The sequence below is a fragment of the Hypericibacter sp. genome, from assembly GCF_050729195.1.
In the GTDB taxonomy this organism is placed as follows: Bacteria; Pseudomonadota; Alphaproteobacteria; order Dongiales; family Dongiaceae; genus Hypericibacter.
This window is the reverse complement of sequence record NZ_JBOHKS010000311.1, coordinates 1-23220: the sequence shown is the minus strand read 5'-3', so window position 1 is coordinate 23220 and position 23220 is coordinate 1. Positions and strand designations below refer to the sequence as shown.

The window sequence follows — 23220 nt, the reverse complement described above, 5'->3', positions numbered from 1 at the left end:
GGATAGCGCGGAACCGGCAAGGAAAGGCGCGGGCGGCCGTCGCGCTCGGCGATCATGATGATGTCGCCTTGCGTGCTGTTGGCGATGACGCCGCCGGCGAAGGGGCGGGCATTATGAGTCCAGGTCGGCAATCGCGCATAAGCGATCGCCTGGCCATCCTTGAGCTCGATGAGCCGGTCGAGGCCGACGCCGCTGGCGAAGATCCGCCCGCCCTCGACGAAGACATTGTTGATATGCGTGCTGTCGCCGGCTTCGGGCAGGCCCGGACCCTCCGGATCGAACGGCCGATAGAACAACGCGCCGGTGGCCGCATCGCGGCGCAGGCAATGACCGACGATGAAACGCCGTGCCAAGAGGTCATAGACCAGGATCGAATCGAAGGCGGTCGAGGTCAGATAGAGCCGGTCTTCGGCGATGAAGATCTCGTGACAGAGCCCGAGGCCGGGATGGCGAAAGGAACGCAAGCGGCGAAAGTCCGGGCTGTAGACGAAGATCTCGTCGGCGGCGGCGATATAGATCTCGTCGCCATGGCAGGCGATGCCGCGCAATCCGCGGTCGCCGCCGCGCCCGCTCCAATCGATCGCCGCGTCATTCCAATCCAGCATCTGGCGATGATCGCCGCTCGCCATGTCGACGAGATAGGCGCCGCCATGGCTCGAGCCGTGATGGGCCGACCGCACCACGGTGGTGCAGAGCATGATCGGAAGCGCCGGTCCCTGGGTGGCTGTCGACATGACGGAAGATCCGGTTCCAGATTCAGATCGGGTGACGGTAGCCCAGCAGCGCCAGGGCCGGCTGGTAATCCGGATGTTTCAGGAAGGCATCGGCAAGACCGGGCTCGAGCGGGCGGCGGCGCGGCGGCTTGATCTCCTCGGCGCCGCGCTGCGCGGTTTCATCGCCGGTGATGCGGTCATAGCCGGCCCAACGCAGCCGCCAGGCGGGGTCGTAGACCAGATCGAGCGCGTCGCACAGAACCTTCAGGGATTCCTCCGGTCGCAGGCAGAAATCCTCGAACCGCAGGAAGCCCATCGGCACCGCGAGCTCGGCGAAACGGCGATAGCCCTTGAGAAACCGATCGAGATCGATCTTGCCCCGCATCAGGGGAACGCGGCGCAGACTCTGCCAATGATCGATCGGATGGCGGACGGTCGCGAGCTGGCGAAACCGAAAATCCGCCGCCAGCGTTTCGGCGGTGGTCAGGCGGAGAGCCGGCGTCTCGACCAGCGGCGCGCCGGCAAAATCCAGATGGCTCCAGTCCCGGAGCACCAGCCGCAAACCTCGCGCCGAGGCGCGCTCGGCGATCAGCCGGATCGACGCGGCGAAATCGGGATGCGATCCCAGCCTTTCGATCTCCGCTTGATCGATCAAACCGAACCAATTCATCGCCTGATGCAGCGCGCTGATCTTCTCGATGCCGAGCGGATGAATCTCGCTCAGGAGCGCCACCCCCGGCATCACCGCCAGGCATTTGCTGATGGTCGTGCCGCCGGTCCGGGCCAGATGATGAATGAGTCTCAGGACCGGGCGGTCGTCCCCCGCAGCATCGGACCCTGTCATCGGTCGACGTCATCGACAGGGCGCGCGGCCCGCTCGGCCCATGCCGCCAGGAGCGCCTGCTCGAACTCGCGCGCGAACTTCGATTCGTCCGTCAGGCGCGAGCTTGCCATGCGAGCCCGCAGTTCCGAGCGATAACGCCGCAACCCCGCTCGATCCCGAGCCAGCCTCACCGCTCGTTCGACATACTCGTCCGGCGAAGCCGCGACCATCTCGGCATCGAGCCCCAGACTCGACAGCAGAGTGGCGCCCACGCGGCCCGCATGGGCCTCGCCCAGCATCGTCACAACGGGAACGCCCATCCAGAGAGCCTCGCAGGTCGTCGTGGTGCCGTTATAGGGGAATGGATCGAGCGCCACGTCGATGTTGGCGTAGTCGGTGAGACCTTCGGCAATGCTGGGCCGCCAGGCGGAAAACTGAATCCGCGCCGGATCGAGCCCGGCTTGCTCGAACAGCGTCCGCATCGCTTCGATCGCCGCCGGATACTGGAACTGAAGGGCCCTCAGTCGCAGCACGGAATCCGGCACGCTCCCGAGGATCCGGGCCCAAACGCGGGCGACCGCCGGATTGATCTTGAGAGCGGTATTGAAACAGCCGAAGACGGGAGCGTCGCGCTGCTGCCCGTCGATCGGCACCGGCGCATCGGCCGGCGGACGATAACAGAGGAACCCGCCGGGCAATCGCAGCAGGCGCTCGCTATATCGCGCGTCATTGGCGCCCGGCGGATCGGCGATCGCATCGGTGATGCGGCAATCCACCGAGGCGAGGCCCGTCGTGTTGGGATAACCCAACCAGGTGACGGCGAAGGGAGCCGGGCGCAGCGCCAGCGTCATCGGCCGCCCCCCGGCGGTGTGGCCGGCGAGATCGACAAGAATATCGATCGAATCGTTCGAGATGAGGCGAGCCAGGGCTGCATCGTCGACATAGCGCACCGGACGCCAATGATCGACGAGCCCGCGGATCCGTCGCGTGACGGCATCCTCTCCCGGTGTCGTCGAATAGGCGAAGAGCTCCAGGCGCGCGCGGTCATGAGCGGCGAAGAGAGGCTCGATGAAGAAGGCGCAGGAATGGGCGCGGAAATCACCCGAGAGGTAGCCGATCTTCAGCCGCCGGCCCGGGGCGTCTGTACCGGCCTGCCGGCGTGCCGTCGCGAGGGAACCTGCACGCCGATCGAGGGCGGCGCCCAGCTCGCGATGCTCCGCCGCAACCGCATCCGAGGTGAGGTCGGGATCGTAGTTCAGCGCCATCAGCAGGCTCGAGACGGCAACGACCGATTCCGGCGAGGTCTCGACCGTGTAACGCAGATGCTCGATCGCTTCCTCGCGCCGGCCGATATTCATGAGAAGGTTCGCGAGCTCGACGCGAGCCTCCGGGTATTCCGGCTTGAGATCGAGTGCCGCGCGCAACATGGCCTCCGTCTCGCCGGCATCCACCAGCCCGAGACGCGCGCGCGCGAGATTGTAATGGCTTTCGGGGCGCGTCGGATCGAGATCCAGGGCGCGCTGAAGACAGACCAGGGCTTCGCTCTGGCGGCGCAGCTCGATCAGGACGGCGCCCAGATTGGTCAACGCATCCACATAGTCGGGACGGAGTGCCGTCGCCTTGCGAAGGCTGTCGGCCGCCGCCTCGGGCCGGCCGGTATCCATGAACGCCCTGCCCAGAGTGTGGTGAGCCTCGGCACGATTGCCATGCAGGGCGATCGCCTGCTCCAGCAACGGGATCGCATCGGCCGGTCGCTGCGACAGCACCAGGACACCGCCGAGATTGTTCAACGCATCGAAATGACGCGGATTGGAAATCAGGACCTGGCGATAGGCGGTCTCGGCTTCCTGCAGGCGGCCGAGCGCCTGCAAGGCCATGCCGCGCCACAGATAGGCGTCGATGAAATGCGCGTTGAGTTCGATCGCCTTGGCGATATGCGCCAGCGCCGCCTCATGATTCCCCTCCTGATGAATCAGAAAGCCCAGCAGGCCGTAGGCTTCCGCGGCTTGTGGGAATCGTTGGATGACTTTCCGATAGAGCGACTCGGCCTCGCGCAAGCGGCCGGCGCGGTGATGCTCGACCGCGGCCAGAAACTCCTGCGGCGGCCCGCCGGCGCGTCGGGCATCGCGCGCCGGGGAGGGTCCTTGACCGGGCGGGTTCGAGCGGGACATCAGCGCGTGGCGGTCATGACAGAAGGACCCGGTCAGTCGAGCAAGGACGAATCACCGGCGATGCGCTACGCCCTGCAATCGCGCATCAGCTCGTCGGCAGCGGATAATATCCGAAGCGGCTCATCTGCTGGCGGTGGACCTTGACGACGGCCTCGATCTGCGCCGGCGTCAGGCTGTCGCGCCATTGCCCGGCGCGGCCTTCGCGGAAGAAGCGTTCCGATTTGTCGCTGCGCTCCTCGAAACCCTTTTGTTGCTCTTGTTCCTGCATGTTGCGGAACGAGCTCTGCTCGATCGCCTTGAGCAGACGCGGGCGCGATGCATTGAGGCCGAAGAACCGGACCACGCCGCCAAACGCCTTCTCGGGCTCGGTCAGCATGTCCTCATAGCGCATGACATGGAGGGCGGGGCTGGGCCTGCCGGTCCAGCTGGCGACATGCTCGCTCCAGGAGCCCATCACCTCGAAAACGTGACGCGGCCCGGTCTGGGTCTGCAATCCCGGCTTGTTCAGTTCCTCGATCGATTCGTCGATGCCGCGGCCGAAATGATGCGCGTAGGAGATCACCACATCGAGCGGGTTGCGCACGATATAGACCGCGCCCGCCGTCTCCTCCATCGTGATGGCCGGCGTGCCATAGGATTCCACCAGCGCGCAGTGGGTCTTGACGAAGACATTGTCCGGGAAGATGCCGGTCAGGAGCTTGTGCACCTTCGGGCGCAGCTTCGCGATCTCCTCGGAGGAAAGTTCCGTCACCGGCCGCGGATCGAGCTGCTGATACCAGCCGGCAGCGGAATCGCTGACGGAGAACTTGTCGATCCGATTGATGTCGTAGGGGTCGGCGGGATCGCGAAACAGATTATGCAAAAAGACCCGCAGCCAGGTGTTGCCCGATTTGGGATAAGAGGCGAGCCAGACGATCTTGCCCATGATGCGGAGGGTTCGAAGTCCAAAGAGGGGTTGGCGGCAGGGCAACCGCGCGGAGAGACCGGGGAAAGTCCCGAGGCCGTCCGGGCGGCGCATGCCGGGGGTTAAAGGCTAGATAGGCGAAAGAGGGGTCCCTCGCCAGAAAAATCCGGCTCCCCAAGGCTGCCGCCCGACCCTTGATGCACCGTTCCCCCGCCATGAACGGCACAAATGGCCGGCTTTCATCCCTGGGCGCGCCGAATGGAAGACCGCGGCGGCTGTGCGCAGGAGTCCGGAAGGTCCGGATTGGACGCCGCCAGCCTTGACCCGTCACGGGGGCTCTGCTTTAAGCTTCCTCGCCCTTACAGATGCTTATCGGAAGGAATGCGTTCATGGCGAGTGGTCGGCGCGACACCGCGAAGGCGAAGCGCGGGTGGCGCAACAAGATCATGGCGGCGGCGGCTCTGCTGCTGGCCCCGACGCTTCTGTTTGGCTGCGCTTACGGCGATCCCAATTCGCAATATCCGGATCTGCGCCGTCCCGGCCAGACGACCCCGGCCTATGGTGAGCCGGCCTCGGTTTTCGGTCCCGGCGGTCTGAGCCTCGGCAATGCGTCGACGCCGAACCAGGATCAGGGGGGCGGCGGTGGCGGCGCCGGCATCGGCGTGAACAGCTTCCTGTGGCGCGCCTCGCTCGACACCATGTCCTTCATGCCGCTGGTCTCGGCCGATCCGTTCGGCGGCGTCATCATCACCGACTGGTACACGCCGCCGCAGACGCCCAGCGAACGCTTCAAGGTGAACGTCTATATCCTGGGTCGCACGTTGCGCGCCGATGGCGTCCGGGCCGCCGTGTTCCGCCAGGAAATGCAGGGAGCGAACTGGGTCGACGCACCCGTGGCGCCGTCGACGGCAACCGATCTGGAAAACGCCATCCTGACCCGCGCGCGTCAGCTGCGCGTCACGCAGACCGGCGAATAGGGACGTCGAGCCTTCGGCCGGGCGCCCTTGGGGACCCCGGCCGGGGCTTGGTGCACTCCCCAGGCCGGCGAGGTGCCCATGCATGTCTCCCGGCGCCGCTGAACCCGCCCGCGACCCTGCGATCGAGCTCGCGCCGCCGAAAGCGACGCTCGCTCCCGGCGATCGGGTGCCTAATTTCGTGCTGGCCGATCAGGAAGGCGCCTTCCGCGCCTTCTATGACCGGTCGCGCGGCAATCCCCTGGCCCTCCTGGTTCTGACCGAGGGCGCCCTTGAGGGCGAGATCGCCGGGCTTCAGGCCGCGGCCGCGCGGGCCGGGACCGGCCTCGATCTGCTCGTGGTCGCCCCCGACGACGGCGCCAAGCTCAAGGCGCTGGCCGCCGGCACGGCCCTCGCCCGGCTCCTGCTGTCTGACACAAAACGCACGATTATCAATGGGTTGGTAAAGGCCGCCGCCCTGTTGCCGGCACCCGGCCTGTGGCTTCTGCTGGACGCCAATCAGCGCCTGCTCGAAGCGCGTGTCGGCGCCGGCCTGGCGGACTGGGCGATGACGCGGCTGGCCGAGTTGAACCCGCCGCCGGCGGCCCAGTTCCTCGACCAGGCGGCGCCCGTGCTGCTGGTTCCCAACGTTCTCGACCGCGCCGCCTGCGCCGCGCTGATCGAGCGCTGGCGACGGCTCGGTCATGACGAGGGTTCGGTCAACTCCATCGTCGATGGCGAAGAGGTCCGGCGCGTCCATCACAATATGAAGAAGCGCCGCGACCATGCCATCCAGGACGAGAAACTGTTGAAGACCCTGGTGGGCATCATCGGCCGGCGGATCGCACCCGAGCTGGACAAGGCCTTCGGCTTCAACCGCTTCCGCTTCGACCGCTTCATCGTCACCTGCTACGACGCCGATCGCGGCGATTACTTCCGCCGCCATCGCGACAATTCCAGCCCCTCGACCGCGGACCGCCGCTTCGCCCTCACCCTCAATCTCAACAGCGAGGAGCATGATGGCGGCGAGCTGCTGTTCCCGGAATATGGGCCGCATCGCTATCGCCCCGGAACCGGTGGCGCCATCCTGTTTTCCTGCTCGCTGATGCATGAAGCCCTGCCGGTGACGCGCGGACGGCGCTTCACCCTGCTATCCTTCCTGCGCAGTCCCGAGCCGGGTGGCCCGGCCCGGTAACGGAGTGACGCCAGAGGCGCCGACGCGACCCATGACCGAGCCGGTTCAATCCCTGGGGGACGAAAAAGCGCAGCCGATCCGCATGCCGGCGACGGCGCTCGCCGCCGGCGACCGCATCCCCAATTTCATGGCAGCCGACCAGCATGGCGCCATGCGGCCCTTCTACGAGCGAACCTTGGGCCGGCCCCTGGCGCTGCTCCTCGCCCCCCTGCCCGGCACGCTGTCGGACTATGCCGCGGCCCATGACGACTATGTCGCCGGGGGCGTCGATATCATGGGCCTCGTTCCCGGCGACAGCGCGCAGATCCCGGGTGCCCAGGCCCTGCCCTTCCTGGTTCTGGGCGACGCCCAGGGCCGCATCCTGGCGGGTCTCTACCGGGCAGCGGGTCTCCAACCGGGGCCGGCTTTCCTGCTGCTCGATCCCAATCAAAGGCTGATCGTCGGCGGCAACGGCGCCATGGCGAGCGGGCCGGCGCTGCAGCGCCTCGCGGCCTCGGGCCCCGTGACCTCGAGCGAGGTGACGAGCTCGGTCGCGCCGGTCCTGATCGTGCCCGATGTGCTCGACCGGGCCACGACCCTGGCGCTCATCCGGCGCTGGCATGAGCAGGGCAATGACGAGGGCCGGGTCGCCACGGTCATCAAGGGCGAAAAAACGAACCAGCTCTACGAGCATTTGAAGAAGCGGCGCGATCATATTATCCGCGACGACGCCGTCACCCAGGTCCTGGCCACGACCATCGGCCGGCGTGTCGCGCCGGAAATGGCCAAGGCGTTCCAGTTCACCGCCGGCTTCCGCTACGAGAACTTCAAGATCGCCTGTTACGACGCCGAGCGCGGCGACTATTTCCGGCGCCATCGCGACAGCCAGGGCCCCGGCACCGGCAATCGCATGTTCGCCATGACGCTCAATCTCAACAGCGAAGAATATGAGGGCGGCGAGCTGATCTTTCCGGAATATGGGCAGCAGCGCTACAAGCCGCCACGCGGCGGTGCCGTCGTCTTCTCCTGCCCGCTGGTGCATGAAGCGCTTCCCGTCATCGCCGGCCGGCGCTTTGCGCTCCTGACCTTCTTCCTCACCCTGGATTCGAAGCCCTCGGCACCGGCCCGTTGAGGGGTCGAGACCTTTTGGAAGGTCCCAGCAAAGAAGGGCGGATTTCCGCGCCTTTGCTTGTCATTCCCGGGGGCCTCCGCTAATGCTAGGCCCCGTTTTCCCCTCTCCCTCTCCCGACCGGCATGACGAGCACCCGATATAATTTCAAGGAAACCGAGCGTAAGTGGCAGCAGCGCTGGGACGAGCGCAAATCCTTCGCCGCCAAACGCGATCCGCAGCGCCCGAAATACTACGTGCTCGAGATGTTTCCCTATCCGTCGGGCCGCATCCATATGGGCCATGTGCGCAACTACACGCTGGGTGACGTGGTCGCCCGCTACAAGCGCGCGCAAGGCTTCAACGTGCTGCATCCGATGGGCTGGGACGCGTTCGGCCTGCCGGCCGAGAACGCCGCCATCGCGCAGAATGTCCATCCGGCCAAATGGACCTACGAGAACATCGCGACCATGCGCGGCCAGCTCAAATCGATGGGCTTGTCGCTCGATTGGGATCGCGAGATCGCGACCTGCCATCCGGAATATTACCGGCATGAGCAGCGCATGTTCCTCGAGATGCTCGAGGCGGATCTCGCCTATCGCAAGGAAGCGATGGTCAATTGGGATCCGATCGACCAGACCGTGCTCGCCAACGAGCAGGTGATCGACGGGCGCGGCTGGCGCTCGGGCGCCCTGGTCGAGAAGCGCACCTTGTCGCAATGGTTCTTCCGCATCACCGCCTATTCGGACGAGCTGCTGGCGGCGCTGGGCAAGCTCGAGCGCTGGCCGGCGAAGGTCAGGCTGATGCAGGAGAACTGGATCAGCCGCTCCGAGGGCGCGCGTTTCTTCTTCAAGCTCAAGAGTTCGGAAGAGCGCATCGAGGTGTTCTCGACCCGGCCCGATACGCTCTATGGCGCCTCCTTCGTGGCGCTCTCGCCGAGCCATCCGCTGGCAACGGAACTGGCGAAGAAGAACGAGAAGCTCGCCGCCTTCATCGCCGAATGCAATCGCATGGGGACCAGCGAGGCGACGCTCGAGACCGCCGAGAAGCAGGGATTCGATACCGGACTCAAGGCGATCCATCCGTTCGACCCGAGCTGGACGCTGCCGGTCTATGTCGCGAATTTCGTGCTGATGGAATATGGCTCGGGCGCCATCTTCGGCTGTCCGGCGCATGATCAGCGCGATCTCGACTTCGCGCTCAAATACAAGCTGCCGGTGAAGCCGGTGGTGCTGCCGAAGGGCGAGGACCCGAACAGCTTCACGATCGCCAACGAGGCTTATGTCGGCGACGGCACGCTGTTCAATTCGGACTTCCTCGACGGCATGGATGTGCCGAGCGCGTTGCGCGCGGCCATCGCCAAGTTGAAGGCGTTGGGCCAGGGCGAAGGCACCGTCGCCTATCGCCTGCGCGACTGGGGCGTTTCGCGCCAGCGCTATTGGGGCTGTCCCATCCCGGTGATCCATTGCGGCCGTTGCGGCATCGTGCCGGTGCCGAAGGACCAATTGCCGGTGCGCCTGCCCGACGATGTCACCTTCGACAAGCCGGGCAATCCGCTCGATCATCACCCGACCTGGAAGCATGTCGCCTGCCCGACTTGCGGCAAGCCGGCGCGGCGCGAGACCGATACCTTCGACACCTTCGTCGAATCCTCCTGGTACTTCGCGCGCTATTGCAGTCCGCGGTCCGATCAGGCGATGGAACGTCCGGATGTCGATTACTGGTTGCCGGTCGATCAGTATGTCGGCGGCGTCGAGCATGCGGTCCTGCATCTGCTCTATTCGCGATTCTTCACCCGCGCGCTGAAGCGCTGCGGCTATCTCGGGATCGACGAGCCGTTCGACGGCCTCTTCACCCAAGGCATGGTCTGCCACGAGACCTATCGCGACATCGACGGCGAATGGCTGTTCCCGAACGATGTGCGCAAGGAGGGCGGCAAGGCGGTGGCCGTCGCCGACGGCCATCCGGTCGCGATCGGCCGCTCGGAGAAGATGAGCAAGTCGAAGAAGAACGTGGTCGATCCCACGCATATCATCGACGCCTACGGCGCCGACACGGCGCGCTGGTTCATGCTCTCCGACAGTCCGCCCGAGCGCGATCTCGAATGGACCGAGGCCGGCGTGCAGGGCGCGTGGCGCTTCGCGCAGCGGCTTTGGCGCATGACGGGCGAGGCGCTGCCGCAGATGGCGGCGGCGGACTCCGCGCCCGGCGATTTCGACGAGACGGCGACGGTGCTGCGGCGTGCCACGCACAAGACCATGGCGGCCATCACCGAGGATATCGAGGCGTTCCATTTCAACAAGGCGGTGGCGCGGCTCTACGAGTTCGCCAACACGCTCGAGGATTTCAAGGCGGCGCCCGAGGGCGGACGGCCCTGGGCGCTGCGCGAGGCCTATGAGGCGCTGGCGCGGCTGGCCGGACCGATGATGCCGCATCTGGCCGAGGAGATCTGGCAGACCCTGGGCGGCAAGGGCGTGCTCTGCGACGCCGCCTGGCCCAAGGCCGATGCGAGCCTGACGCGCGAGGACAGCGTAACGGTCGCGGTGCAGGTCAATGGCAAGCTGCGCGCCACGATCGAGCTGCCGCGCGACTGCGACAAGACGCTGGCGGAATCCCTGGCGCTGGGCGATGAACGAATTCGCCGCTTGCTCGAGGGAAAGCCGCCGCGCAAAGTGATCGTTGTGCCCAATCGGATCGTCAATGTCGTGCTCTAACAGCAGACGCAGCTGGCTGCTCGGCCTCGCGGGGATCGGTCTCGCTGCCGCACTCGGCGGCTGCGGTTTTCATCCGCTCTATGGCAATCACGGCGACGGCCAGGACACCAATACCGATCTGGCCAATGTGCGCATCGCGCCGATCGCCAACCGCACCGGACAACTGCTCTATAACCAGCTGCGCGACCGTCTCAACCCGAGCGGCAAGCCGGCCGAGCCGGTCTATGTGCTGGAGGTGGTCCTGGTCGAGACGGGCTCGGACCTGCTGCTCGAGCCCAACGAGACCGCATCGCGCACCATCCTGGACATTACCGCGCACTACAAGCTGCGGGACATCAAGAGCGGCAGCACGCTGCTGACCTCGCAGAGCCGCAGCAGCCTCAGCTACGACGTGCAGACCTCGCAATATGCGACGATCTCGTCCGAGCAGGATGTCCGCCAGCGCGCCACCAAGCAGCTGAGCGACGATATCAGCACGCGCGTGGCCTTGTTCTTTTCGAGCGGGCAGGCGGCAGCCGCGGCAGCCGAGCCCGCAGCGCCGGCCGCCCCGACAGCACCGGCCGCCCCCGCGGCGCCGGCTTCGCCCTGATCGCCGGCGCTTCGATCCGCCGCGATGAAACTGACCGGCAAGACGATCGAGCGATTCCTCGCCAAGCCCGATCCGCAGATCATGGCGGTGCTGGTCTATGGCGTCGATGCGGGCCTGGTCCATGAGCGCGCCAATCAGCTGGTGCGCGGCGCCGCCGGCAGCCTGGACGATCCCTTCCGCGTCGCGGTGCTGACCGGCAAGGCGCTCAAGGAAGATCCGGCGCGGCTGGCCGACGAGGCGATGGCGATGTCGCTCACCGGTGGCCGTCGCGCGGTGCGGATCGAGGATGCCGATGACGATGTGGCCGCGATCCTCAAATCCTACCTGGCGGGCGCCAAGGCCGCGCCCTCGACCGACAGCCTGATCGTGCTCGAGGCCGAGGAGCTGCCGAGCCGCTCGGCGCTGCGCAAGCTCTGCGAAGGCGCCGACCAGGCGGCGGCCCTGCCCTGCTATCGCGACGAAGGCGCCAGCCTGTCCGGGGTGATCAAGGACAAGCTGCAGCAGGAGGGGCTCGGCATTTCACCCGAGGCCCTCTCCTATCTCTCGGCGCGCCTCGGGGGCGATCGCGCGGTGACGCTCTCCGAGCTGGAGAAGCTGGCGCTCTATATGGGCGGCAGCGGCAAGACGGTGGGGCTGGCCGATGTCGAGGCCGCCGTCGGCGACAGCGCCGCCCATGCGCTCGACGACCTGGTCTATGCCTTGAGCGACCGCGACATGGCGGGGGTCGAGCGCGGGCTCGCCCGCAGCCTCGGCGAGGGCGCGGCCCCCATCTCCCTGCTGCGCGCGGCGGCGCGGCATTTCCTGCGGCTGCAATGGGCGGCCGGCAAGGCGGAGCAGAGCGGCGGGATCGAGGGTGCGATGCGCGGCCTTCGGCCCCCGGTCTTCTTCAAATATGAGGATCGGTTCAAGGCCGCGGCCAAGCGCTGGTCGGCGGGCGGTATCGCCACCGCCCTGGAGCGCATCCTGACCACCGAGCAGCTCTGCAAACGTTCGGGCTCCCCGGCCGAGACCCTCTGCCGGCGGGTGTTCCTCGAGATCGCGGCGATAAAGCCCGCGCGCTGAACCAGACCCTCCCAGGATTTTGCTGCGCAGCATGACCCTCATGTTGCGCAGCATGGGTGCAGCATAGCTGCAGCATTTTCGCCGTTTGCGGACTCAGGACGGCCTATCGGCGACCCGCGGACCGGCGGTGGCGCTCGGCGTTTGGGCCGGGACCCTCGACATCATCATATTCGATGTATAAACATCGAGAGGATGACCCTGCTCATCTTGTTCGAGGTGAAAACATCGAATATGATGATGTTAGCACCACAGCCCGGGATTCGGCGCATGACGAAGGACATCAAAGAGATCGATTGGGGCGCCCGGACCAAGGGCATCCTCAAGGCCGAGCTGAAGCGGCGCAATGTCAGTTATCGCAAGCTGGCGGAGAAGCTGGAGCCCCTGGGGGTGAAGGAAACCGAGCGCAACATCGCCAACAAGATCGCCCGGGGCAGCTTTACCGCCATGTTCCTGCTGCAATGCCTCGAGGCGATCGGCGCCAGGAAATTGCGGCTGGATGACTAGAGCGCCGCCGCCGCGTCAGTCTTCGGTGGGTTTGGCGGCGGCCCCCGCGGCGCGGGTCAAGCGCTGCAGCAGATCGTCCAGCTGGTCGAGGCTCTTATAATGAACGGTCAGCGCGCCACTGCCCTGCCCGTCGAAATTGATCGCGACCTTGAGCCCCAGGAGGTTGGAGAGGTCGCGCTCGAGCGCCAGGGTGTCGGCGTCGCGAACCGTGGCGCCGGGTTTCGATTTGGCGCTCTTTCGCACGGCGGTGGGTTTGGCGGCGCTGGCCATGCGCTCGGCTTGGCGCACATTCAGACCCTGGGCGACGATCTGCTTGGCGAGCCCGACCGGATCGGTCGCCGTCACCAGCACGCGGGCATGGCCCGCCGTCAGCTGCCCCTCGTCGAGCAGCGCCTTGACTTGGCTGGGCAACCCCAACAACCGCAACATGTTGGCGATGTGGGACCGGCTCTTCCCTACATGTTGTGCCAGGTCTTCTTGCGTGTTCTTGAATTCCTCGAGCAGGCGGCGATAGCCCTCGGCCTCTTCGAGGGCCGACAGATTCTCGCGCTGCAGGTTTTCGACCAGCGCCAGCTCGAGCGCCTCGCGGTCGGCGAGGTCACGGATGATGACCGGGACCTCATGCAGCTGGGCGCGTTGCGCCGCGCGCCAGCGGCGTTCGCCGGCGACGATCTCATAGGCGTTGGGCTGTTGCGGCCGGCGGCGCACCAGGATCGGCTGCAGGATCCCGTTCGCCTTGATCGATTCCGCCAGCGCCGCCAGCTCGTCGTCGCCGAACAGGCGGCGTGGCTGGAATGGCCCCGGCTGGAGCTGCTCGATCGGTACCATTTTCGATAGACGAACCCGGTCGAGCGAAGCGTAGTCGGCGCTTTCCGCTCCCAGCAGTGCCGACAGACCGCGGCCGAGTTTCTTGCTGCCGTCGTCGATCAAGCCGCCTCAGGCTCCATCCGCTCCCGTCGCAGCATCTCACTGGCGAGATGGATATAGGCCTGCGCGCCGGGGCATTTCAGATCATAGAGCAGGACCGGCTTTCCATGCGAGGGCGCTTCGGAAATGCGCACATTGCGCGGAATGACGGTGTCATAGACCTTGTGACCGAGATGGCCGCGCACATCGGCAGCCACCAGATCGCTCAAGCTGTTGCGTTTGTCGAACATAGTCAATACCACCCCTTGTATCTCAAGGGTTGGATTGAGCACCTCCTTGATGCGCTGGATCGTCATCATCAGATGGCTCAGACCTTCGAGTGCCAGGAACTCGCATTGCAGCGGCACCAGCACCGCATCGGCCGCGACCAGCGCGTTCAGGGTGAGCAGACCCAGCGAAGGCGGGCAGTCGATGAGAACATAGTCATAGGAATTCAGGATCGGCTTCAGCGCTTCGCGCAGCAGGAACTCGCGCCGCACCGCGCTCACCAGCTCGATTTCGGCACCGGAAAGATCCACCGACGCAGGGATGATCGACATGCCGGGCACCAGGGTCGGCAGCAGCGCTTCGCGCGCGCTGGCACCGCCTTCGAGCAGGTCGTAGGAGGTCACGACCCGTCGGGCGCGATCGATGCCGAGGCCGGTCGAGGCATTGCCTTGCGGGTCCAGATCCACGATCAGGACTTGCTTCCCACAAGCCGCCAGGGCGGTCGCCAGATTGATCGCGGTCGTGGTTTTCCCGACCCCGCCCTTCTGGTTCGCCATCGCCAAAACTTTGGCTCTTTTCAAGGGGTTATCGTTCGTCGCGGTGAGGTCGGAGAGGTTCGACATGGCTCAATCGCAGGACGGTTCCAGAGGGGTCGGTGCGGCTTGGAAAGCGCTCCGTCTGCATCTTCCAGCCTTTGCCAGCCTCGGTCAATTCGCGCTCGACCTGCTGGCCCTTGAGGAACAGGCACCAGCTGGAGGGTGACATAAAAGGGTAGGCGTAATCAAGTAATTGGGGGAGATCGGCGCACGCCCTACTAATAATTGCGTTAGCCGGTATTTTCGGCAGCAATTCGACGCGCTGGGCGTGAATCGTGACGGCGAGCCCTGCGACTCGGGCCGCCTCGCGCTGAAAGGCGCATTTTCGCTGGTCCGACTCGACCGAGTGAACATCCGGCACTCCCATCGCCGCCAGCACCAGGCCGGGGAAGCCGGCGCCGCTCCCGATATCGATGACGGTCCGGCCGTTCGGCGGCAGCAGGGGATAGAGCTGCGCGGAGTCCAAAATATGGCGCCGCCAGACATCGGCGAGAGAGTTGGCGGCGACCAGGTTGATCGCCCGCTGCCACTTCAGGAGGAGCTCGGTCAACCGCTCGAGCTTCGCGAGTGTTTCACGTGAAACACCGGTCTCGGCGGCGAAGCCTTCGGGCGTGAGCGGTGCCGTCATGGTGACGAGGTCACGCCTCGCCGGCGGTCGCACTTTCGATCGCCCGCCTCGGACCCGCGGACCGGACATGGCGCAACAGGGCCGTCAGTGCCGCCGGCGTCACTCCGGAGATTCGTCCCGCCTGGCCCAGGGTGGCCGGCCGCACGCGATTCAGCTTGTCGCGGATCTCGGTCGACAGGCTGCCGACGGCGGCGAAATCCAGATCGGCCGGAAGCTGGAGCGATTCCTCACGACGGAAGGCGCGGATATCGGCCTCCTGCCGCTCGAGATAACCGGCATAGCGACTTTCGATCTCAAGTTGCTCGGCGATCTCGGCGGGCATGGCCGCGAGCTCCGGCCAAACCTTGGCCAGCGTCCCGAGAGTGACGCCCGGATAGCCCAGCATTTCCGAGGCGCTGCGCCAGACGCCATCCTGGTTGATGGCGAAGCCCTGGTGTTTCAGGCGGCTCGGCGTTTCCTTGAGAGCCGCCATCCGGCCCCTCGCCTCATCCAGCGCCGCTTTCTTGGCGCCGAACCGGCGGGCCCGATCGCCGGCCACGGCCCCGATCGCGATGCCCTTCTCCGTCAGCCGGAGGTCCGCATTGTCCGCTCGCAGCATCAGGCGATATTCGGCGCGCGAAGTGAACATGCGATAGGGCTCGCCGGTCCCCTTGGTGACCAGGTCGTCGATCAGGACGCCGATATAGGCGTCGGCCCGGTCGAGGATGAACTCGCCCCCGCCCCCCGCCTTGAGCGCCGCATTGATGCCGGCCATAAGCCCCTGCGCCCCCGCCTCTTCATAGCCGGTCGTGCCATTGATCTGGCCAGCGAGAAAGAGCCCCGGCACCCGCCGGGTCTCGAGCGTGGCGCGCAGCTCGCGCGGATCGATGAAGTCATACTCGATGGCATAGCCCGGCCGGATGATGCGGGCATGCTCCAGCCCGGGGATCGTCGCCAGGAACTCGGCCTGCACCTCGGCCGGCAAGGAGGTCGAGATCCCGTTGGGATAGACAGTGGAATCATCGAGCCCTTCCGGCTCCAGGAAGATCTGGTGGCGTTCCCGATCGGCAAAGCGGACGACCTTGTCCTCGATCGAGGGGCAATAACGGGGCCCGGTGCTTTTGATCCGGCCGGAATACATCGCCGAGCGGTGGAGGTTCCGTCGGATCACCTCATGGCCCGCGGGTCCGGTCGCGGTGATGTGGCAATCGATCTGCGACGTCTCGATCCGGCCCGTCATGAAAGACATGGGTTGCGGCGGCTGGTCTCCGGGCTGGCGCTCCAGGCCGCTCCAGTCGATGGTTTCCCCGTCCAGGCGTGGCGGCGTGCCGGTTTTCAGCCGGCCCATCGCGAAGCCCGCCCGTTCCAGCGCCTCGGCCAAGCCAATGGCCGGCCCCTCGCCCACACGGCCCGCGGGTTTGGTCTCGGCACCGATATGGATCAGGCCGCGCAGGAAAGTGCCGGCCGTCAGGACGACAGCGGCAACGCCAATCCGCCGGCCGGTGGCGGTGATCAGGGCAGCCAGATGGCCCGTGGGGTCGAGCTCGATCCCTTCGGCCGCAGCTTCGAGGATCTCGAGGTTGGATTGGTTCGCCAGAAGATCCTGGATCGCCGCTTTGTAGAGCTTGCGGTCGGCCTGAGCCCGGGGGCCCTTGACCGCCGGGCCCTTGCTTCGATTGAGGATACGGAACTGGATCCCGCCGCGATCGATCGCGCGGGCCATGATGCCGTCGAGCGCGTCGATCTCGCGGACCAAGTGACCCTTGGCCAGGCCACCGATGGCCGGGTTGCAGGACATCTCGCCGATGGTGTCGCGGCGATGGGTCAGAAGCAGCGTGGCCGCGCCCATGCGGGCAGCCGCAGCCGCGGCTTCGCAGCCAGCATGGCCTCCACCGACGACAACGACATCATAGAAATCTCGCATGGCGGCGGGACTTTAATCCTCGACCCGGACCTGAGTCAAAAGCTCTTGGCCAGCCTGAGATCGTCTGCCGCAGGCAATGTTTCACGTGAAACATTGCGGGCCGGAGGGATCATTTCCCGATGCAGAACTCGGAGAAGATACGGTCGAGAAGATCCTCGACATCGACCCGGCCGGTGATGCGCCCGATGGCGCGGACGGCCAGACGGAGATCCTCGGCCATCAACTCCGGATCGCGGGCCTCACGGCTGCGGGTCAGGGAGACCAACGCGTCTTCGAGTGCCGAGCGATGCCGCGCCCGGGTCAGGGCCGGCGACCCGATCGAATCCATGGACTGGGCGGCGATTTCCCCGATCCGGGCGACCAGATCGTTCAATCCGTATCCGGAATGAACCGAAATGGGAAGCAACGGGACTCCAGGCTGGGGCAGCGGCCGAGTCCCCAACAGGTCCATCTTGTTGGCCAGGACCAGATCCCGATCCCGCCGCAGATTCAAGAGGTTCGGCAGTTGCTCGGTAATTCGTTCCGCATCCAGAACGAAAATCCGCAGATCTGCATCCGCAGCGCGGCGCTCGGCGCGGCGCACACCCTCCGCCTCGATTTCATTCCGGGTCCGGCGCAATCCGGCGGTGTCGGCAAGCAGCACCGGATAGCCGCCGAGATCGAGCGACACCTCCAGCACGTCGCGCGTGGTGCCTTCGTGAGGCGATACGATGGCCGCCTCGCGCTTCGCCAATGCGTTGAACAAGCTTGATTTTCCAGCGTTGGGCGGGCCCATGATGGCGACCGACAATCCCTCGCGCAGCCGCTCGCCGCGATGGCCGTCGGCGAGGTGCTGGGCCATGGCCTCGGCCACCGGTGCTACTTGTTCCGTTACCGAAACAATCAAATGGGCCGGCAAATCCTCATCGGGGAAGTCGATCGCGGCTTCGAGCCGGGCCAGCGCCGATGTCAGGCTTTCGCTCCAGCCGCCATAGAGTTGTCCCAGGACCCCGTCCAATTGCCGGACGGCCTGGCGACGCTGCGCCTCGGTCTCGGCCGCGACCAGATCAGCCAAACCTTCGACTTCGGTCAGGTCCAACCGGCCATTGAGGAAGGCGCGGCGTGTAAATTCACCGGGTTCCGCCAACTTCAAATTCGGAAGCTTACCCAATGCACCCAGAACAGCGGCCAGAACGGCGCGCCCACCATGAAGATAGAGCTCGGCCCCGTCCTCGCCGGTAAAGCTCCCCGGTGCCGGAAACCAGGCGATCATCCCCTGGTCCAGCACCTCACCGGTGACGGGATGATTTATGCTGCGGCGCACAATTTTCCGCGGAGCCGGCAACGGCTGTCCCGTCAGCTGCTGCAGGCTGTCCCCCGCCGCCGGTCCGGCCAGCCGAATGACCGCCAGGCCCGATCGGCCCGGCGCCGTCGCCGGCGCATAGATTGTGGAATCGTCACGCATGGGCTCCCGGTCGGTTACCTCAAGGAACCAAGCCGGCTTCCGCCGCCATCACTTTATTCTTGGCGATCGGCGGGTCGTCCCCCGGCTTCAGCATCAGATGCGGGACCCGGCCGCCCTCGACCAGATGCTTCTGCAGCACCTCGTCGATTTCCTCCCGGGTCCGGGCGCGATACCAGACCCCTTCGGGGTAGATCACCATGGTCGGCCCCAGCTCGCAGCGATCGAGACAGCCGGCGCTGTTGATGCGCACCCCGGCGATCCCCAGCTCCTTGGCCCGCGCCTTCATATAGTCGCGCAGCTTTTCCGCGCCCTTTTCCTTGCAGCAGCCGCGCGGATGGCCGGCGGGGCGCTCATTGGTGCAGCAGAACACATGGGCACGATAGAAAAGGGCCGGATCGCCCGAGATCTGCCCTTCTTCCGTCGCCTGCGATTCCTGTTCGATCTTGGTCATTCCCCGGTCTTCTTTCCCGACAGCCCTTCCCAGAAGGCCCGCTGCATCTTTTCCAATCCGCCCAACCCACCCGGAACCCAGGCCTTGAACATGGCCTCGGCGTCCATGCTTTTGAGAGCGGCCATCATCCGCTGCTCGGCTTCCTTCATCACGGCGTCCTGGAGGGGTGCCACATCCGGCAATCCCAGGAAAGCCCGCGCCTCGCTGGGCGAGCAGTCGATATCGATCGTGATTTTCATGTGACCTCCGACGAACCCGTTTGTCACCGAGATTGGGCTTGAGCCATCGCGACGCCAATCCGACTATATAAGCATAGCATTCTCGATCCGCGCCTGGGGCCGATGGCCGCCTCATGCGAAATCGTCACTGTCACTCGCCCGCAAATCTTGCCGGCCGAAAGGTTTCGCCGCCGTTATGACGTCCGCTTCGGACATGTCTCCCACCGCGCCCAACGGTCCCGGCGATGCGCCGCCGCTCGAGCGCCTCGCGGCCAACCGGCTCGGGCTCAGCACCAGCCCCTATCTCCATCAGCACCAGGCGAACCCGGTCCATTGGCAGACCTGGGATCCCGAGACCCTGGCGGCGGCCCAGGCGCTCGACCGCCCGATCCTGCTCTCGATCGGCTATGCCGCCTGCCATTGGTGCCATGTCATGGCCCATGAGAGTTTCGAGAACCAGGGCATCGCCGATCTGATGAACGAGCGCTTCGTCAACATCAAGGTCGACCGCGAGGAGCGCCCCGACGTCGACCAGATCTATCAATCGGCACTGGCGCTCCTGGGACAACAGGGCGGCTGGCCGCTCACCATGTTCCTCACGCCGCAGGGCGAACCCTTCTGGGGCGGCACCTATTTTCCGCCGGCCGAGCGCTGGGGCCGTCCCGGCTTTCCCGACGTCCTCAAATCAATCTCCGACATCTATCGCACCGAGCGCGGCAAGGTCGCGAGCAACGTCACCGCGATCAAGAATGCGCTGAAGTCGATGGCGGAGCCGCGGCCCGGCGGCGCCATCTCGATGGAGCTCACCGACCGCATCGCGCAGCATCTGCTACAGCAGGTCGACCAGGCCCATGGCGGCATCGGCGGCGCGCCGAAATTTCCGCAGGAGCCGACCTTCGAGCTGCTCTGGCGCGGCTGGAAGCGCAACAGCGACAGCGAGATGCGCGAGGCTGTGCTGCTGACGCTGACCCGCATGGCGCAGGGCGGCATCTACGATCATCTCGGCGGCGGCTTCGCGCGCTATTCGGTCGATGCCGAATGGCTGGTGCCGCATTTCGAGAAGATGCTCTACGACAACGCCCAGCTGGTCGAGCAATATGCGCTGATCTGGCAGGAGACGCGTTCGCCACTCTATGAAGCCCGCATCCGCGAGACGATCGGCTGGGCCCAGCGCGAGATGCGCGCCGAAGCCGGGCCTTCCGGAAATCGCGGCTTCGCCTCCTCGCTCGATGCCGACAGCGAGCATGAAGAGGGAAAATTCTATGTTTGGACCGAGGCCGAGATCGATGCGGCGCTCGGCAAGGACGCGACGCTCTTCAAGCGCATCTATGATGTGCATTCGGACGGAAACTGGGAACATAAGACCATCCTCAATCGGACCGCGCATCCCGATCTGATGGACGAGTTCTCCGAGGGCGCGCTGCTCAAATCGCGCGCCAAGCTCCTGGCGCTCAGGAGCGGCCGCGTCCGCCCCGGCTTCGACGACAAGGCGCTGGCCGACTGGAACGGGCTGATGATCGCGGCGCTGACCTTTGCCGCGCAGGTGTTCGACGAGCCCGACTGGCTCGCAACCGCGCGCGAGGCCTTCGCCTTCGTGACGAAGGACATGACGAAGGATGGGCGGCTGCGGCACAGCTATCGCGCCGGCCGCCTGCAGCATCCGGCAACCCTCGACGATTACGCCAACAACGCGCGCGCGGCCTTGCGCCTGCATGAAGCGACGGGCGATCCCGCCTATATCGCCCAGGTCGAAGCCTGGCTCGAGATCATCGACCGTCATTACTGGGACAAGACCGGCGGCGGCTATTTCTTCGCGGCCGACGACACCACCGATCTGGTGCAGCGGCCGCGCAACGCCCATGACAATGCGGTCCCGTCCGGCAATGGCACGATGGTCGCGGTGCTGGCGAAGCTTCATTACCTGACCGGCAAGCCCGCCTATCGCGATCGTGCGGAGGCCATTGTCGGCGCCTTCGCCGGCGAGATCGAGCGCAACTTCTTCCCGCTCGCGACACTCCTGAATGCGAACGATCTGTTGCAGAACGCGGTCCAGGTCGTGCTGGTCGGCGATCCCGGCGCGCCCGCGATGCAGGCCATGCGCCGCGCGGCGCATGGTGCGTCCTCGCCCAACCTCGTGCTGCAGTCGGTCGCCTCCGGCGCCGCACTGCCGGCCGATCATCCGGCCGCCGGCAAGACCGTCCCGGCCGGCAAGGTCGCGGCCTTCGTCTGCCGCGGCCAGACCTGCTCGCTGCCCTTCACCGACCCCGAGCGGCTTCACGCCACGCTCGCGCTTGCATGACGACAACCGCCCTCATCTCGCGCCAGCGCCTCATGGCCTCGCCGCTGGGCCCGATCCGCCTGATCGAGGAGGAAGGCCGCATCACGCGATTGAGCTGGGGACGCGAGGAAGAGTCCCGTCTCGAGCCCGGCGCCGAAAGCTCAGCCTTGCTCGAGCTGGCCGAGGCGCAGCTCGACGAATATTTCCGCGGGCATCGCGACGCCTTCGATCTGCCGCTGGCGCCGCGGGGCACGGCCTTCCAGCAGAAGGTCTGGAAGACGATGAGCCAGATCCCTCATGGCGAGACTTGGAGCTACGCGGCCCTGGCGCGGCGGGTCGACAATGTCGCGCGTGCGGTCGGCCAGGCTTGCGGCGCCAATCCCATTCCAATCATCATTCCCTGCCACCGCGTGCTCGCGGAAAACGGCGCCCTGGTCGGCTTCTCCGCCGTCGGCGGCACGGAGTCGAAATCATTCCTGCTCGAACTGGAGGGCGCCCGCCCTTTGCGTCTCCTCTGAAACCCAGCCTCTATCGAGACTCACCCCCGAAGGATTCGTCCATGGCCAAGACCCACGCGATCCGCATCGCCGAATTCGGCGGCCCCGACAAGATGCAATGGCAGGAGATCGATGTTCCCGCCCCGGGAGCCGGCGAGCTGCTGCTGCGCCAGACCGCCTGCGGACTCAATTTCATCGACACCTATCACCGCAGCGGCCTCTATCCGATCCCACTGCCTTCGGGCCTCGGCCTCGAAGCCGCGGCCGTGGTGGAAGGGCTCGGCAGCGGCGTCACCGAGTTCAAGCTCGGCGACCGCGTCGGCTACAATTCCGGCCCGATCGGCGCCTATGCGGAGCGCCGCGTCTATCCGGCGGCCAAGGTGGTGAGGTTGCCCGACGGCATCGACGACCCGACCGCGGCGGCGATGCTGTTGCGCGGCATGACGGTCGAATATCTGATCCGCCGCACCTATCCGGTGAAGAAGGGCCAGACCGTCCTGTTCCATGCCGCCGCCGGCGGCGCCGGCCTCATCGCCGGCCAGTGGCTCTCCCATCTGGGCGCCACGGTCATCGGCACGGTCGGATCGGAAGAGAAAGCCAGGCTCGCGCGCGAGCATGGCTACCACCATGTCATCAATTATCGCAGCGAGAACTTTGTGGCGCGGGTGAAGGAGATCACCGGCGGCAAGGGCGTGCCGGTCGTCTATGACGGCGTCGGCAAGGATGTCTTCCTGGCGTCGCTCGATTGCCTCAGTCCGCGCGGCATGATGGTCACCTTCGGCAATGCCTCGGGTCCTTCGCCGGCGATCGAGCCGCTCACCTTGCTGCAGAAGGGCTCCCTGTTCCTGACCCGTCCCACCCTCGGCAATTACACGGCAACGCGCGAGGAGTTGGTCGAGAGCGCCCAGGCGCTGTTCGACGTGGTGCTGTCGGGCGCGGTCAAGATCCGCGTCAACCAGACCTATCCTTTGAAGGACGCGGCGCAGTCGCATCGCGACCTCGAAGCCCGCAAGACCACCGGCTCGACGGTGCTGCTGCCGTGACCCTCCCCACGGGAAGCCTCCTCCCGCCCGAGCGCAATTATTTCTGGGCGGCGCTCCCCGGCCCCGGCCTGGAGCAGCTGCGGCTGCGGCTCGACCCGGTCGAGAATGTCGCCCATGGCCTGGTGATGGGGGTCGAGGAAGGCCAGCCTTTCCGGCTCCAATACAAGATCAAGTGGGGCAGCAATTGGCGCGTGCGCAAGGTCGCGCTCGAATCCCAGACCATGGCGGTCCTCACCGAGCGGACGCTCAAGAGCGACGGGCGTGGCAACTGGCAGGGCGATCAGGGCGAGGCCCTGCCCGAGCTCGAAGGCTG

General features: G+C 66.0%; 22 protein-coding genes. 11 read left to right on the top strand and 11 right to left on the bottom strand.

The annotated features are described in order from the left end of the window. The 4 genes from ACREE8_RS25300 to ACREE8_RS25285 form a co-directional block, all read right to left on the bottom strand. On the bottom strand, positions 1-734 hold a 734-nt coding region (locus ACREE8_RS25300; RefSeq protein ID WP_431575797.1), incomplete at its 3' end, for a hypothetical protein. A gap of 22 nt (positions 735-756) precedes the next feature. Continuing rightward, a complete protein-coding gene (locus ACREE8_RS25295) occupies positions 757-1557 on the bottom strand; it encodes a hypothetical protein (protein WP_431575796.1) in 801 nt (266 codons plus the stop codon). After that, the gene (locus tag ACREE8_RS25290; protein ID WP_431575795.1) at positions 1554-3707 is read right to left on the bottom strand and encodes a tetratricopeptide repeat protein; all 2154 of its coding nucleotides are present in this window, start codon (positions 3705-3707) and stop codon (positions 1554-1556) included. Before ACREE8_RS25290 ends, ACREE8_RS25295 begins: the two co-directional genes overlap by 4 nt. A gap of 85 nt (positions 3708-3792) precedes the next feature. Next, a complete protein-coding gene (locus tag ACREE8_RS25285; protein ID WP_431575794.1) occupies positions 3793-4632 on the bottom strand; it encodes a sulfotransferase domain-containing protein in 840 nt (279 codons plus the stop codon). Positions 4633-5000: 368 nt separating this feature from the next. Between ACREE8_RS25285 and ACREE8_RS25280 the strand changes: the two genes are divergently transcribed. The 7 genes from ACREE8_RS25280 (at position 5001) to ACREE8_RS25250 (ending at position 12715) form a co-directional block, all read left to right on the top strand. Beyond that, the gene (locus ACREE8_RS25280) at positions 5001-5588 is read left to right on the top strand and encodes a DUF3576 domain-containing protein (protein WP_431575793.1); all 588 of its coding nucleotides are present in this window, start codon (positions 5001-5003) and stop codon (positions 5586-5588) included. A gap of 82 nt (positions 5589-5670) precedes the next feature. Further along, positions 5671-6759: a 2OG-Fe(II) oxygenase family protein gene (locus tag ACREE8_RS25275; RefSeq protein WP_431575792.1), complete on the top strand. Its 1089-nt coding sequence runs from the start codon at positions 5671-5673 to the stop codon at positions 6757-6759. 31 nt (positions 6760-6790) lie between these two features. Then, complete coding sequence (locus ACREE8_RS25270; protein ID WP_431575791.1) at positions 6791-7870, top strand: 2OG-Fe(II) oxygenase family protein; 1080 nt, start codon at positions 6791-6793, stop codon at positions 7868-7870. A gap of 122 nt (positions 7871-7992) precedes the next feature. Further along, positions 7993-10560: a leucine--tRNA ligase gene (gene leuS, locus ACREE8_RS25265; RefSeq protein WP_431575790.1), complete on the top strand. Its 2568-nt coding sequence runs from the start codon at positions 7993-7995 to the stop codon at positions 10558-10560. Continuing rightward, the gene (gene lptE / locus ACREE8_RS25260; RefSeq protein ID WP_431575789.1) at positions 10547-11149 is read left to right on the top strand and encodes an LPS assembly lipoprotein LptE; all 603 of its coding nucleotides are present in this window, start codon (positions 10547-10549) and stop codon (positions 11147-11149) included. Before leuS ends, lptE begins: the two co-directional genes overlap by 14 nt. Before the next feature lie 24 nt (positions 11150-11173). Next, the gene (gene holA, locus ACREE8_RS25255) at positions 11174-12211 is read left to right on the top strand and encodes a DNA polymerase III subunit delta (RefSeq protein WP_431575788.1); all 1038 of its coding nucleotides are present in this window, start codon (positions 11174-11176) and stop codon (positions 12209-12211) included. A 267-nt stretch (positions 12212-12478) separates the two neighbouring features. Continuing rightward, entirely contained in the window at positions 12479-12715 is a 237-nt protein-coding gene (locus ACREE8_RS25250; protein ID WP_431575787.1) for a DUF6471 domain-containing protein, read from the top strand. 15 nt (positions 12716-12730) lie between these two features. Here the strand turns inward: ACREE8_RS25250 and ACREE8_RS25245 are convergent, their stop codons facing one another. The 7 genes from ACREE8_RS25245 to ACREE8_RS25215 form a co-directional block, all read right to left on the bottom strand. Further along, a complete protein-coding gene (locus tag ACREE8_RS25245) occupies positions 12731-13645 on the bottom strand; it encodes a ParB/RepB/Spo0J family partition protein (protein WP_431575786.1) in 915 nt (304 codons plus the stop codon). Continuing rightward, on the bottom strand, positions 13642-14406 hold the full coding sequence (locus tag ACREE8_RS25240) for a ParA family protein (RefSeq protein ID WP_431575785.1): 765 nt from the start codon (positions 14404-14406) through the stop codon (positions 13642-13644). Before ACREE8_RS25240 ends, ACREE8_RS25245 begins: the two co-directional genes overlap by 4 nt. 28 nt (positions 14407-14434) lie before the next feature. Continuing rightward, a complete protein-coding gene (gene rsmG, locus ACREE8_RS25235) occupies positions 14435-15073 on the bottom strand; it encodes a 16S rRNA (guanine(527)-N(7))-methyltransferase RsmG (RefSeq protein ID WP_431575784.1) in 639 nt (212 codons plus the stop codon). Between the two features lie 10 nt (positions 15074-15083). Continuing rightward, positions 15084-16976 carry a tRNA uridine-5-carboxymethylaminomethyl(34) synthesis enzyme MnmG gene (gene mnmG / locus ACREE8_RS25230; RefSeq protein WP_431575783.1) on the bottom strand — a complete coding sequence of 631 codons (1893 nt, stop codon included), beginning with the start codon at positions 16974-16976 and terminating at the stop codon, positions 15084-15086. 109 nt (positions 16977-17085) lie between these two features. Next, positions 17086-18420: a tRNA uridine-5-carboxymethylaminomethyl(34) synthesis GTPase MnmE gene (mnmE, locus tag ACREE8_RS25225; protein ID WP_431575782.1), complete on the bottom strand. Its 1335-nt coding sequence runs from the start codon at positions 18418-18420 to the stop codon at positions 17086-17088. Positions 18421-18439: 19 nt separating this feature from the next. After that, entirely contained in the window at positions 18440-18871 is a 432-nt protein-coding gene (locus ACREE8_RS25220; protein WP_431575781.1) for a (2Fe-2S) ferredoxin domain-containing protein, read from the bottom strand. Next, complete coding sequence (locus tag ACREE8_RS25215; protein ID WP_431575780.1) at positions 18868-19110, bottom strand: DUF6489 family protein; 243 nt, start codon at positions 19108-19110, stop codon at positions 18868-18870. Before ACREE8_RS25215 ends, ACREE8_RS25220 begins: the two co-directional genes overlap by 4 nt. A 175-nt stretch (positions 19111-19285) precedes the next feature. Here ACREE8_RS25215 and ACREE8_RS25210 point away from each other — a divergent pair, with 175 nt between their 5' ends. The 4 genes from ACREE8_RS25210 to ACREE8_RS25195 all read left to right on the top strand — a co-directional run. Then, complete coding sequence (locus ACREE8_RS25210) at positions 19286-21388, top strand: thioredoxin domain-containing protein (RefSeq protein ID WP_431575779.1); 2103 nt, start codon at positions 19286-19288, stop codon at positions 21386-21388. After that, entirely contained in the window at positions 21385-21885 is a 501-nt protein-coding gene (locus tag ACREE8_RS25205; RefSeq protein ID WP_431575778.1) for a methylated-DNA--[protein]-cysteine S-methyltransferase, read from the top strand. The genes ACREE8_RS25210 and ACREE8_RS25205 overlap by 4 nt, the downstream gene beginning before the upstream one ends. A 41-nt stretch (positions 21886-21926) precedes the next feature. Beyond that, on the top strand, positions 21927-22907 hold the full coding sequence (locus ACREE8_RS25200) for a quinone oxidoreductase family protein (protein WP_431575777.1): 981 nt from the start codon (positions 21927-21929) through the stop codon (positions 22905-22907). Further along, on the top strand, positions 22904-23220 hold a 317-nt coding region (locus ACREE8_RS25195), incomplete at its 3' end, for a putative glycolipid-binding domain-containing protein (RefSeq protein WP_431575776.1). The genes ACREE8_RS25200 and ACREE8_RS25195, both read left to right, overlap by 4 nt.

Bases quoted from the DNA above. Each gene is read 5' to 3' on its own strand.
- ACREE8_RS25295 (WP_431575796.1), bottom strand. From the start codon at position 1,557: ATGACAGGGTCCGATGCTGCGGGGGACGACCGCCCGGTCCTGAGACTC.
- ACREE8_RS25290 (WP_431575795.1), bottom strand. From the start codon at position 3,707: ATGTCCCGCTCGAACCCGCCCGGTCAAGGACCCTCCCCGGCGCGCGAT.
- ACREE8_RS25285 (WP_431575794.1), bottom strand. From the start codon at position 4,632: ATGGGCAAGATCGTCTGGCTCGCCTCTTATCCCAAATCGGGCAACACC.
- ACREE8_RS25280 (WP_431575793.1), top strand. From the start codon at position 5,001: ATGGCGAGTGGTCGGCGCGACACCGCGAAGGCGAAGCGCGGGTGGCGC.
- ACREE8_RS25275 (WP_431575792.1), top strand. From the start codon at position 5,671: ATGTCTCCCGGCGCCGCTGAACCCGCCCGCGACCCTGCGATCGAGCTC.
- ACREE8_RS25270 (WP_431575791.1), top strand. From the start codon at position 6,791: ATGACCGAGCCGGTTCAATCCCTGGGGGACGAAAAAGCGCAGCCGATC.
- leuS (WP_431575790.1), top strand. From the start codon at position 7,993: ATGACGAGCACCCGATATAATTTCAAGGAAACCGAGCGTAAGTGGCAG.
- lptE (WP_431575789.1), top strand. From the start codon at position 10,547: ATGTCGTGCTCTAACAGCAGACGCAGCTGGCTGCTCGGCCTCGCGGGG.
- holA (WP_431575788.1), top strand. From the start codon at position 11,174: ATGAAACTGACCGGCAAGACGATCGAGCGATTCCTCGCCAAGCCCGAT.
- ACREE8_RS25250 (WP_431575787.1), top strand. From the start codon at position 12,479: ATGACGAAGGACATCAAAGAGATCGATTGGGGCGCCCGGACCAAGGGC.
- ACREE8_RS25240 (WP_431575785.1), bottom strand. From the start codon at position 14,406: ATGGCGAACCAGAAGGGCGGGGTCGGGAAAACCACGACCGCGATCAAT.
- rsmG (WP_431575784.1), bottom strand. From the start codon at position 15,073: ATGACGGCACCGCTCACGCCCGAAGGCTTCGCCGCCGAGACCGGTGTT.
- mnmG (WP_431575783.1), bottom strand. From the start codon at position 16,976: ATGCGAGATTTCTATGATGTCGTTGTCGTCGGTGGAGGCCATGCTGGC.
- mnmE (WP_431575782.1), bottom strand. From the start codon at position 18,420: ATGCGTGACGATTCCACAATCTATGCGCCGGCGACGGCGCCGGGCCGA.
- ACREE8_RS25220 (WP_431575781.1), bottom strand. From the start codon at position 18,871: ATGACCAAGATCGAACAGGAATCGCAGGCGACGGAAGAAGGGCAGATC.
- ACREE8_RS25215 (WP_431575780.1), bottom strand. From the start codon at position 19,110: ATGAAAATCACGATCGATATCGACTGCTCGCCCAGCGAGGCGCGGGCT.
- ACREE8_RS25210 (WP_431575779.1), top strand. From the start codon at position 19,286: ATGACGTCCGCTTCGGACATGTCTCCCACCGCGCCCAACGGTCCCGGC.
- ACREE8_RS25205 (WP_431575778.1), top strand. From the start codon at position 21,385: ATGACGACAACCGCCCTCATCTCGCGCCAGCGCCTCATGGCCTCGCCG.
- ACREE8_RS25200 (WP_431575777.1), top strand. From the start codon at position 21,927: ATGGCCAAGACCCACGCGATCCGCATCGCCGAATTCGGCGGCCCCGAC.